At 42.1% G+C, this 10,684-nt stretch carries 10 protein-coding genes and 1 pseudogene; 4 read left to right on the forward strand and 7 right to left on the reverse strand.

Annotated elements, in window-relative coordinates; all coding sequences use genetic code 11:
• Nucleotides 1–81: 81 nt before the first annotated feature.
• The gene (locus K7399_RS15960) at nucleotides 82–261 is read right to left on the reverse strand and encodes an immunity 22 family protein (protein ID WP_223362432.1); all 180 of its coding nucleotides are present in this window, start codon (nucleotides 259–261) and stop codon (nucleotides 82–84) included.
• 466 nt (nucleotides 262–727) lie between these two features.
• On the opposite strand from K7399_RS15960, the gene K7399_RS15965 reads away from it, so the two are divergent.
• Nucleotides 728–1,162 (forward strand): LacI family DNA-binding transcriptional regulator, encoded by a 435-nt coding sequence (locus K7399_RS15965; RefSeq protein WP_128166087.1) that lies wholly within the window; start codon nucleotides 728–730, stop codon nucleotides 1,160–1,162.
• Nucleotides 1,163–1,237: 75 nt separating this feature from the next.
• Here the strand turns inward: K7399_RS15965 and K7399_RS15970 are convergent, their stop codons facing one another.
• From K7399_RS15970 to K7399_RS15990, 5 genes are all read right to left on the reverse strand, one after another.
• Nucleotides 1,238–1,573, reverse strand: coding sequence for a hypothetical protein (locus K7399_RS15970; RefSeq protein WP_028977515.1), 336 nt, complete (start codon nucleotides 1,571–1,573; stop codon nucleotides 1,238–1,240).
• 22 nt (nucleotides 1,574–1,595) lie between these two features.
• The gene (locus tag K7399_RS15975; RefSeq protein WP_223362433.1) at nucleotides 1,596–2,564 is read right to left on the reverse strand and encodes an EndoU domain-containing protein; all 969 of its coding nucleotides are present in this window, start codon (nucleotides 2,562–2,564) and stop codon (nucleotides 1,596–1,598) included.
• Nucleotides 2,565–3,054: 490 nt separating this feature from the next.
• Nucleotides 3,055–3,414, reverse strand: a complete 360-nt coding sequence (locus tag K7399_RS15980; RefSeq protein ID WP_028977516.1) for a hypothetical protein — start codon at nucleotides 3,412–3,414, stop codon at nucleotides 3,055–3,057.
• A gap of 4 nt (nucleotides 3,415–3,418) precedes the next feature.
• The gene (locus K7399_RS15985; RefSeq protein WP_128166088.1) at nucleotides 3,419–5,260 is read right to left on the reverse strand and encodes a ribonuclease YeeF family protein; all 1,842 of its coding nucleotides are present in this window, start codon (nucleotides 5,258–5,260) and stop codon (nucleotides 3,419–3,421) included.
• A 416-nt stretch (nucleotides 5,261–5,676) separates the two neighbouring features.
• Complete coding sequence (locus tag K7399_RS15990; RefSeq protein ID WP_128166089.1) at nucleotides 5,677–6,000, reverse strand: helix-turn-helix domain-containing protein; 324 nt, start codon at nucleotides 5,998–6,000, stop codon at nucleotides 5,677–5,679.
• Nucleotides 6,001–6,453: 453 nt separating this feature from the next.
• Between K7399_RS15990 and K7399_RS15995 the strand changes: the two genes are divergently transcribed.
• From K7399_RS15995 to K7399_RS16005, 3 genes are read left to right on the forward strand one after another with little or no spacing between them, the layout of a single operon-like run.
• Complete coding sequence (locus K7399_RS15995; RefSeq protein ID WP_128166090.1) at nucleotides 6,454–7,449, forward strand: aliphatic amidase; 996 nt, start codon at nucleotides 6,454–6,456, stop codon at nucleotides 7,447–7,449.
• A 53-nt stretch (nucleotides 7,450–7,502) separates the two neighbouring features.
• A complete protein-coding gene (locus K7399_RS16000) occupies nucleotides 7,503–9,218 on the forward strand; it encodes a purine-cytosine permease family protein (protein WP_128166091.1) in 1,716 nt (571 codons plus the stop codon).
• Nucleotides 9,219–9,260: 42 nt separating this feature from the next.
• The gene (locus tag K7399_RS16005; protein WP_128166092.1) at nucleotides 9,261–10,247 is read left to right on the forward strand and encodes a formamidase; all 987 of its coding nucleotides are present in this window, start codon (nucleotides 9,261–9,263) and stop codon (nucleotides 10,245–10,247) included.
• A 340-nt stretch (nucleotides 10,248–10,587) separates the two neighbouring features.
• Here the strand turns inward: K7399_RS16005 and K7399_RS16345 are convergent.
• A pseudogene (locus tag K7399_RS16345) lies at nucleotides 10,588–10,671 on the reverse strand (IS3 family transposase); the annotation flags it as partial.
• Nucleotides 10,672–10,684 lie beyond the last annotated feature (13 nt).

Consider the following 10,684-nt stretch of genomic DNA (forward strand, 5'->3'; position numbering starts at 1 on the left):
TAAGTTTCACAACATGCAGAAAACAGGAGAAGTATTAGGAATGGTGGTAGTTATAGCTTATTCCAATAATCGTCATATCCATCATTTCTTCATACGACACCCATTTAATAGTGTGGAAATGTCACTTCTGCTATTCTTATAGACTGTTTTTTCAATGGTATCTTCATCTGTGTCATCCATGTCAATATTAAAATCAATAAAAAATTTGGAAGGAACAGACTCTCCATCCTCATCATATATTAAATCTACATACTCTTCCAAAGAGTCTTTTCTTCTTTGATATTACCTAACCAGATAGATACCCATCCTTGCTTTTCCATTTAAGTATCCTCCTATTTTAACCTAAGACCTTTTGGTAGGGACGAAACGCCACCCTTAAGTCTATAAATTAGCCCAATTATTAAATCGTCTAACGAATGTATGATAGTCGTTAGATGTTTCTATTAATTAACTGAGATGAAAGCACCGGCTCATTTTTTATGAAAAATTTGAATGAAAACACAACCCCTGCGTATCATGTTCTCTGTTTTAGATTCCCCTTTTTACACAATGATACCTCATCGTTTTGTTCTCATTCTAGTACGCTTATTTCCTGCAGTAATTTCTTAGTAGCAATGGGCAATACACGTGAATTAACTTAAACTTTACGTTGCACAAATAGTAGATTAATGAACTGGACGTAATATATAAATTGTGCAGCGAACCGGTTTTCTGACGGAGGTGCCCTATGGCCACGATTAGAGATGTTGCGAAGCGAGCGAACGTAGCAAAAAGTACAGTATCTAATGTGTTTAGTAAGAAGAAAGAAATTAGTAAGGAATTAACGGATAAAATCTTGAAAGCAGCTCGGGAACTCAACTATCAACCCAATTATTTTGCTTCTACTCTAGCAACGAAGAAGTCACGAGTGATTGGCGTATCGTTCAATACCGATACAACATCTTCAACTGATTTTCATCAAAACATGATTCGGGGGATTCTATCGGTTTGTGATGAACGCAACTACTATCTGCTTATTAATCCCTCAGGAAAAAAGAGAAAACATTTTTTTCCGATTGATGGAGAGATCATTTTGAATCCGGAAACCTATGAGTCTGATTCGAATGATGCGATCAAACGTGTATGGGTCGGCGCGTCCGCACGTCCGAGTGGCCTATTCTGATGGCCGCCTTCAAAATAAGGATATGTTCTTCTTCCAAAGACATACCACTTTCGAATAATTCTTCGAATGTAGCATTTAATCTTTGAATATTTCTGGAATTTTACTTCGCCAAACTTTTAATAATTCTTTAAACTCTCCAGTTTCAATCGTGTTCTTGCAAGGAGCTTCAATTTGAAAAGGATTTTCAACACTCGTTACTTCTTTTTTTATGAGTACATTGTTTGCATTCAATTCAATTTCAAAGTTTTCATATGTTCCGTTTAAGACTTTATCGATGTATCCTATATATTCATCTACTTGTTCCTCTGAAGCGATATTTTCAATGAAATCTGTGAAAAGACTAATTTCTTCCGGCAAAGTTATTCCTAAATCACCAAAAGGATCTTTTTTAAATTCATATGAATACTTCATAAGTTTTAATTCACCCTCTCAATTATTTTTTATATAATGGATACGCAGTTGCAATGGAACCATCTTTATTTAAGTACATTTCGATTTTAATACCCGATGAAGTGATTCCTCGATATTTATTTAACCGAATAGGTTTCCTAGATTGGTAGGCTTCATCAATAGCCCTTATTACTTCAGCACGGTTCCAGTCTTTTGGAAAGAAACTTGAATCTGCTATTTTTCTTACATTATCAATCTTAACTTTTGCCATATAAACTCTGTTTTTGTCAGGAACTTTTTCAGTGCCTGAGACTATTTCTCCTTCCATCATGCTTTCGTGGTGATATCCAACAGCCTTTCCATGTTTATTCACTATTCCATGATAAATGTGCTTCATCGTTTCTAAAGTGTATTGTGGATCTTGTGACACAGCGTCAACATTCTTTACAGACGCCTGCTGAATCAGATCCCGCACCTGATCGATTTGATTGGGGAGTGGGGCGGTACGATCTGGCAGCTGCTGCAGTTTATCTCTTAATCCCTTGGTATCGATCACATTGTAAGGGATCGGACTGTTTGCAAATTGTGTGCGGGGCAGGGGAGGGCTGCTCCATTGATCCAGTTTTTGATTGACCCATGCTGTACTCTTGGTTCGTGTTGTTTTTATGGTGTTGCGCACTTTGCTGGCGGCTTCGCCTATTTTTCCGGCCTTGGCAACTTTACTTATTTTATCGACGCCTTTGGTACCGACAATAGAGGTTGCCAGCGTGGTGATGGCATAGGTGACCCATCTTGTGCGTGTATAGGCATTGCCGTGCACCATCTCTTTATCAAACGACTGAACCAATGCGTTTTTGATGAGGTTAGCCGTTTGAATCGGGTGGGTTGCTGCGTGCCAAGTGCCTTTGAGCGTCTCGACCGGATGGGTTGCTGACTCCCATAGACCGAGGACGGTGTCCTTGACTGCATCTTTTGCGCCGTCGCGTATGCCATACTGAATTTCCTGATCCATGATCGCCGCTTTGGTTGCGTTTGCCAGCAGGGGATTGACGGGCTGTGTGTCTTTTTTCGACACGTGCCCGGCGTGCATTGCATCTAGAGGTTAGGAAAGCTCGGTAGTCAAAATCCGATTGAATACCAGACTTCAACCACCGAACAAAGCTTAAAACTATGTCCAACTTATTGGTTACATAGATCTTTTTTACTTATATGAATACTCATGTAAAAAAGGAATTCTTATTTTTACGAATCATTCGTTCTAATCTTTTTTTCATATGATTTTATTTCTTATTTTTCAACTTTGTCTATTAATGTTTTCAATTTTATGAGATTGGGGTGATAAAGCTACTTCCATCTTTCCAGACAGGAGGTCTCCCAAGCTTCATAAGTTCTAAATCGGAAGGGGAAAGTTCAAGTATAATAAGACATTATGAATGATAAAAGAAGGCAAGTACACGTCCAACTTTTATTTGGATTTTAATTAATGATTAATTAGCCTAATATCAATCATATTCTATATATACTTTTTGATCGCTATTTAATTCCAAAAAAGATATGAGTTCTTTAAGAACATTTTTTATTGCTTCTTTTGATGTACGGTCACTATTGAAATGATCTGCATTTACTAATTTTAATTGACGAATGGTTAACGGAAGATCGCTGATTAGCCATGGAGAATTATCATACCAACCTTCATGGTAGAAATACTCTTTAACAATTCCTTTTTTCTCAATGCCTAATTCGATCAGACTGTCCAATATCATTTCAAAATATCCATTCCAAATAACTAGCTTATTTATTCCACTCACCAAAGAAAGTTCGCTTTCTCCTTCAAAGCCGTCATAGAACTTTGTATTGATCATTTTTTTACCCCTTCCAATGCCCTTTATTCAAAAGATTGATCTGGTCTTTTGTGGCTTTATTGGCTTTTCTAGCACTTATTGCAGCATACCATTCGGTCGCCGCAATCCATTCATCAACATCTATTTTAAAAAATGTTCTAGGCTTATTGCTGCCATTTCCGGGTACCGTTCTCTGAATAACCCAAGTATTTCCTTGATTCTTTGGAGCGCCAGGAGTCCTTGTATGCCATCTTGCTTCATATTTATAATGGTCCTCACTCCATTTATAGGAGATTTGTTCATAACCAGTAGATTTACTTTGTGCTTTTATTTTCGCATCATCAGGGATTTCAATTGGAGCTTTTTGTTTATACTGATCTGCAAGTTTTATTTGTTCGTCCAATGATAAGTTTGATAATTTAGGAACAATACTGGATTGACTCGTTTTTTCACTACTTTTTAAACCATCAACTTTTTTAGCCGACGCCTGCTGAATCAGATCCCGCACCTGATCGTTTTGATTGGGGAGTGGGGCGGTACGATCTGGCAGCTGATCAAGTTTATTTCTTAATCTTTTGGAGTCAATCACATTGTAGGGCACCGGACCGTCCGCAAACTGCGTGCGGGGCAGGGGAGGGCTGCTCCATTGATCCAGTTTTTGATTGACCCATGCTGTACTCTTGGTTCGTGTTGTTTTTATGGTGTTGCGTGCTTTGCTGGCGGCTTCGCCTACTTTTCCGGCCTTGGCAACTTTACTTATTTTATCGACGCCTTTGGTACCGACAATAGAGGTTGCCAGCGTGGTGATGGCATAGGTGACCCACCTTGATCGTGTATAGGCTTTGCCGTGCACCATCTCTTTATCAAACGACTGAACCAATGCGTTTTTGATGAGGTTAGCCGTTTGAATCGGGTGGGTCGCTGCGTGCCAAGTGCCTTTGAGCGTCTCGACCGGATGAGTTGCTGACTCCCATAGACCGAGGACGGTGTCCTTGACTGCATCTTTTGCGCCGTCGCGCAAGCCATACTGAATTTCCTGATCCATGATCGCCGCTTTGGTTGCATTTGCCAGCAGGGGATTGACGGGCTGTGTGTCTTTTTTCGACACGTGACGTGCCTGTTCCTGCTGCGCTTTAATCTCCAAGTACTTTTGCGTTTCCTTTTGCATTTCATCCTGAACTTGGTAGATTTTGCTGTCGTGATAGGCGGTGGCATTGAAATGCATTGGTTGAACATCGGCGCCTTGGCGGGTCACATGGATCAGTGCTTCATAGAGTGCTTGGATGTGCGGCAGATCTTCACTGATTTGCCGGTATTCGTTGGTCAAGGACTGATCCAGATCTTGAACATCGCGTGTTGTTTGTGCGCGCTTTTTGTCAGCGGCATCTAAAGCGTGATCGACGTCGTAGTTGGAAAAGACGTTGATCGGTACAAGATCAGAAATGTTGCTCAAAATTTTGGCGATGTCATCCCGCTGCTCGCGCACCATTTCTTTGGATCGCGCGTAGCTCATCGACAGTTCTTCATTCAAGAAGGGGACGTGAATTTCGGTGCCTCCGCCAAGATTTTTATCTTCGATTGAACCGGAAACACCTTGGAAATAGGCAATCTTCTTGTCAATCAGCCGCAGCCAGGCATCAACGACATTGATTTGTCCTGAATAAAAGTGTTTAATCGCGTCCGCACCCTTGCCTTGAAATTCGGGGCCGAGTCCTGCGATCTGCTGGAATGCGGTGCGCAAGTTATGAAATTGATCACGTAACGTTTGGTAATGTTTGGCATGTGCTTTGGCGGCTGTGATTAGTGATTCGGCATCGTAGGTTTGGGTATCGCCGGCTGAGCTAGAGCCGCCTATGTTTACTCTCATTTTATCACCTTCAGAATAGGAACTGTTCAATGGGATGGAAATGCAAAAACGCGATGTGTCTCTGGAAGGAACAAGCGATGAAGGTTCATTGTTTTAATTTGTCTCTAGTATACAAAATGTGACCAATTGATGAACACGGGCGAAATGCCTAAAAGGGCATTGAGATTTTGCGGGAAAGCAGGCAATCGACACTATTCGACATTAAATCCCCTGCCGTTATGACTATTGCGCCATAATCAGCAATAGAGAATGAAAATGACAGCCGAAAGTATAAAAAGCCGATCCATCACCTATCGCTTGTGTTTTGGATCGACCTTTTTGTATCGGTTGGATTTGTTTTGTGGTGCATGCAACGAACGATAAAAAACTGAAGAAGAATTTGGGCATTCAACTTTTTTTGTTTCATTAAAACATGATTAAGCTTCACTTTGTCCCTTCATCGCAATTAAGAAGGCGTTTAGTTTTGCACGCTGATCAGGAGATAATGTTTTTGCAGTCTCCATAAGCTGTGCTAGATCTTCTGGCAATGAATAAAACTCTTTGGCAAAGAAAGAGGATAGATCTGTATTTAGAGCGGTTAAAATACGGGATAACATATCAACATCCGGGATTGCTCGATCATTTTCAAATCGGCTGATATAGGATTGAGAAATACTAACTTTATCCGCTAGTTCCTGCGTGGTCATGTTTAACCGTTTTCGTCGTGATTTTAAGCGTTCTCCAATATGCAACTCTTCCATAATGAAACTCCCTCATACCATTCTTGTAGTTTTATTTTATCGTCTCTAGTGATAATAAACATTTTTATATCGTATATAGAACTAATAATCATAAAGCTATTGAATAATATGATATTTAGGAATAATATTAAGAATGTAAAAAATATTTCAATAAGGAGGTAGTACATAAGAACGATTTATTTTTAAACAGGCTGATTAGAAATCGTTGTGTCATTTGATGAGGAGATTAAAAATTATATGGAGGTGAAGTGTAGAAAATCTGCACCTATAAAATTCGAAATATTCCATTTAGTCAAAACGAATGGTATTGAATAATCGCTCTACTTCTCGAATCGATTGAGTGGGTGAGGGGGGGGGATTCGTGATTCCTTTTGTTCATTTGCCTTGTACCATGCGAGAAAGTGTGCTTCATCAGTTTATCTCATTCTAAAAAACGAGTAGGAGGAATGATTTATGCCAGTCGGATCTATTTCTAGTTCGAGTGATACGGTCGGAGTCGCTGTTGTGAACTATCGCGTGCCTGTCTTGGAATCAAAAGAAGAAGTGCTGGATAATTGTCACCGGATTGCTGACTTTGTCGAAGGGACAAAGATGGGTTATCCAGGCCTTGATTTAATCGTGTTCCCAGAGTATTCGACACAAGGATTTCATCCAACCAAGTGGCGAGAATTGTGCACGACGGTTCCTGGTCCTGAAACAGATATTTTTTGTGAGGCGTGCAGAAAAAATAAAGTCTGGGGCGTTTTTTCAATTACCGGGGAAATTAATCCAAACGGGAATCCGTTTAATTGTTTTATTCTGATCGATGACCAGGGGAAAATTAAGCTTAATTTTCACAAAATCAATCCTTGGGTACCGAAAGAACCGTGGTATCCGGGCGATCAGACCATGGTCGTGAAGGGACCAAAGGGTCTGATGATTGGCGCCAATGTCTGCTATGACTCTAATATACCCGAAATTGTGCGCGATACGGTTATGAAAGGAGCCGAACTGGTCGTTCGCATCCAAGGTTATATGTATCCATCCAAAGAACAGCAAATCAAAGTGGCCAGCGTCCGCGCGTGGGAAAATAATGTTTATTTTGCCGTTGCCAATATGGCTGGGCGGGACAAGCTTTATTACTACTTTGGTCACTCGAATATCATCGATTTTGATGGGACGACGTTAGCGGAGTGCGGATCTGCTCCAGATGAAGTGACCTACGCGGAACTATCGATCTCCGCAATTCGCCGAGCAAGAAGAAACTGGACGGCAGAGAATCATCTCTATAATTTAACGCATCGCGGCTATTCCGCAGTTAAAGATGGTGTCGCAACGAGTCCATATTCGTTCTACAAGATTTGGTCGGAAGATCCGGAAAAAGCCAAACAAATCTGTGAATCGCTAACACGAGACACTCCGGAACAGCCGAGTGAGGAACAAGCGACGGGTCATCTGCTAAACAAATAATTCAATGGGTTGCTTTTAAAAATAAAAAGTACAGAAAGAGGGGGGAATGCATCATGGAACAGACATCTTCGGATCATGCAACTAGAAAATTCAATAAATGGGTGAATAATCCGGTGCTCGAGGACTATGCGCTTCGTTACGCACCACGATCGTTTCGAACATTTTCTCAATCTTCAGTAGCCAATTCTGCGCTTGGTGGGATTGCCTTTCTTGCTAACTTCGCGATCGGTGCCTCCGTGACCACTGCGTATGGCTTCTCAAGTGCATTTTGGGGCATTCTCATTGCCGCAGCGGTTATTTTTCTAACCGGTATTCCGATTGCCTATTATTCAGCCAAATACAATGTCGACATGGATTTGCTGACACGCGGCGCGGGATTCGGTTATCTTGGATCGACGCTGACATCACTCGTATACGCCACCTTCACATTCATCTATTTCGCAACGGAAGGATCGATTCTCGCACAAGCTTTTGAGATTTACTTTCATATGCCTCTTGCAGTCGGTTATCTCATTGGCGCGCTTGTGGTCATTCCTTTGGTAACTTTTGGTATGACGCTTCTTTCACGATTACAATCGTGGACGCAGCCTTTGTGGATCATTTTAATGGTTGCGCCGCTCATCGGTATTCTCACCACCCATCCGGAATCTTTGGCAGCATGGACCCACTTTGGCGGCGACAAGACCACGGGCGCATCGTTTAACCCGCTCTATTCTGGTATGGCAGCAGGCGTTGTCCTGTCCCTAATCTCGCAAATCGGCGAGCAGGTTGACTACCTACGCTTCATGCCTAACCGCAGCGAAAAAAATCGTAAAAGCTGGCTTTGGGTGGTGATCCTCTCAGGTCCGGGCTGGGTTATTCTCGGTGCCTTTAATATGATCTGCGGCTCCTTATATGCGTCTTACATTGCACCCACGGTCGGGCTCACAAATGCGGTAGAGCCGATTCAACAATTTATCCATGGATTTGGAACGATTATTCCCAATGCTTTTCTCGCGTTAACGATTGCGACGCTCTTCGTTATTCTCTCTCAATTAAAGATACAAGTGACCAATGCCTACTCGGGTTCCTTATCCTGGTCGAACTTTTTCTCGCGTCTCTTTCATTTTCATCCCGGACGAGTGGCCTGGCTTTTTCTTCAAGTCGCGATTGCACTGACGATTATGGAAGTCGGCATGTTTAATTTCCTAAATACTATTCTAGGCTTCTACGCAAACGTTGCTGTAGCTTGGATTGCTGCGATTGTTTCCGATCTTGTGATTAATAAAAGGATCCTGAAGATCAGTCCGGATTATATTGAGTTTAAAAGAGGGCATCTGCACAATTTTAACCCTGTAGGATTTGGCTCAATGATTATCGCTTCAATTGTTTCCATTGTTGCGTATTTTGGCCTCTTAGGGGGAACGATGCAAGCCTTCTCACCTTTCGTTGCGCTGATTCTCTCGTTCGTTCTTGTTCCCATTATTGCCCTTGCCACGAAGGGGAAATATTATATTGCCCGAGAGAATCCAATGCATCCATCTGGAATCGAACTTGCTGCAACGGTTCAGGAATCACTGGATCACGTGCATCACCACCATTTGGGAACCGATGATGTTGCAACGTATACATGCTCCGTTTGCCAGTATGACTATGAGAAAGAAGATATGACCTACTGTCCTTTTCATGGAGGAATGATTTGCTCACTATGCTGCAGTCTTGAAAAAAACTGCCATGATATGTGCAAAACAGATAAGGTTTTAGCTGATCTTGGAAAGCAAGCACACTGATTACAAAAAAATTTCAAAGCAATCATTAAGGAGAGATCATTTATGGGTAGCATTGGAAGCATGACCAAACCTACAGAAGGATTTCTGAGCGCTTTAATTCAATATCCTGTACCGGTTGTAAATTCACGTGAAGATATTGACAAACAGATCAAACAAATCGTCAAAATTCTTCATGCGACAAAATCCGGTTATCCGGGTGTCGAGCTGATCGTCTTCCCCGAATACAGCACCCAAGGATTGAATACGAAGAAGTGGACGACAGACGCGTTCCTCTGCTCCGTACCGGGACCGGAAACGGATCGCTTTGCAAAGGCCTGCCAAGAAGCGGGCGTCTATGGTGTTTTCTCTATTATGGAAAAAGATCCCGAGGGCGGAGCGCCTTTTAACACCTCGATCATCATTGATCCTGAAGGAGAGATCATTCTAAAATATCGTAAGCTTAATCCTTGGGTACCTGTTGAACCATGGCAGGCGGGAAATCTGGGCTTGCCTGTCTGCAAAGGGCCCGGCGGAAGCGTTCTGTCTGTATGCATCTGCCACGATGGAATGTTCCCGGAAATCGCAAGAGAAGCCGCTTATAAGGGGGCCAATGTGCTGATCCGTATCTCGGGCTACAGTACTCAGGTCAATGATCAATGGATCCTAACCAACCGCTCCAACGCATGGCAGAATCTCATGTATACCCTATCGGTTAATCTAGCCGGCTACGATGGCACCTTCTATTATTTTGGCGAAGGGCAAGTGTGCAACTTTGACGGAACGACTTTGGCACAAGGACACCGAAACCCCTATGAAATCGTCACCGCAGAAGTCTATCCGCACCTCGCAGATCAAGCGCGATTAGATTGGGGCCTCGAAAACAATATCTACAACCTCGGAACACGAGGCTACGTCGCAACCCCCGGCGGCGTCAAGAAAAACCCGTACACCTATATAAGAGATCTAGCAAATGACGCCTATAAATTACCATGGGAGGACGAAATCAAAATCAAAGACGGCTCCATTTATGGCTATCCAGTAAAAAAATGATGTGCATCGATTACAAACGGAATGAATGATCGACATCATGCCCGACACTGCATGGAACAGTGCCGGGTGTTTTTTTATGGCATGCATTCGCGTCTAAAACAATCCGTTGCAAAACGACGTTCAAGGAAATACCTTTAAGTAAAGATCGGAAAATAAGAGCGCTGTAACGGTTGTACATTATATAAAAGAAATGGAAGTACATTGGAATTACTAAAATGCGTCAAAACTACTATGGCTCTTATATGGCTCTTTGCTTGGCACGCCATACTCTAAAACATGGCACAGGCTGCACTACTCAATGGCAATATGCTGGTATGTCAACACTAAATCAAACAAATTTTTAAAGGTGTCGCAGCTTGTATTCAGTTGGTGTTAGGTAGTCTAGTGATCCATGGATGCGAACATTATTGAACCAATTGACGTAATCAAATAATTCA

The organism is Sporolactobacillus terrae, from assembly GCF_019930545.1.
In the GTDB taxonomy this organism is placed as follows: domain Bacteria; phylum Bacillota; class Bacilli; order Bacillales; family Sporolactobacillaceae; genus Sporolactobacillus; species Sporolactobacillus terrae.

Excerpts from the sequence above, each read along its gene's own strand:
- K7399_RS15965 (WP_128166087.1), top strand. The coding sequence starts at position 728 with ATGGCCACGATTAGAGATGTTGCGAAGCGAGCGAACGTAGCAAAAAGT.
- K7399_RS15970 (WP_028977515.1), bottom strand. The coding sequence starts at position 1,573 with ATGAAGTATTCATATGAATTTAAAAAAGATCCTTTTGGTGATTTAGGA.
- K7399_RS15975 (WP_223362433.1), bottom strand. The coding sequence starts at position 2,564 with ATGGATCAGGAAATTCAGTATGGCATACGCGACGGCGCAAAAGATGCA.
- K7399_RS15980 (WP_028977516.1), bottom strand. The coding sequence starts at position 3,414 with ATGATCAATACAAAGTTCTATGACGGCTTTGAAGGAGAAAGCGAACTT.
- K7399_RS15985 (WP_128166088.1), bottom strand. The coding sequence starts at position 5,260 with ATGAGAGTAAACATAGGCGGCTCTAGCTCAGCCGGCGATACCCAAACC.
- K7399_RS15990 (WP_128166089.1), bottom strand. The coding sequence starts at position 6,000 with ATGGAAGAGTTGCATATTGGAGAACGCTTAAAATCACGACGAAAACGG.
- K7399_RS15995 (WP_128166090.1), top strand. The coding sequence starts at position 6,454 with ATGCCAGTCGGATCTATTTCTAGTTCGAGTGATACGGTCGGAGTCGCT.
- K7399_RS16000 (WP_128166091.1), top strand. The coding sequence starts at position 7,503 with ATGGAACAGACATCTTCGGATCATGCAACTAGAAAATTCAATAAATGG.
- K7399_RS16005 (WP_128166092.1), top strand. The coding sequence starts at position 9,261 with ATGGGTAGCATTGGAAGCATGACCAAACCTACAGAAGGATTTCTGAGC.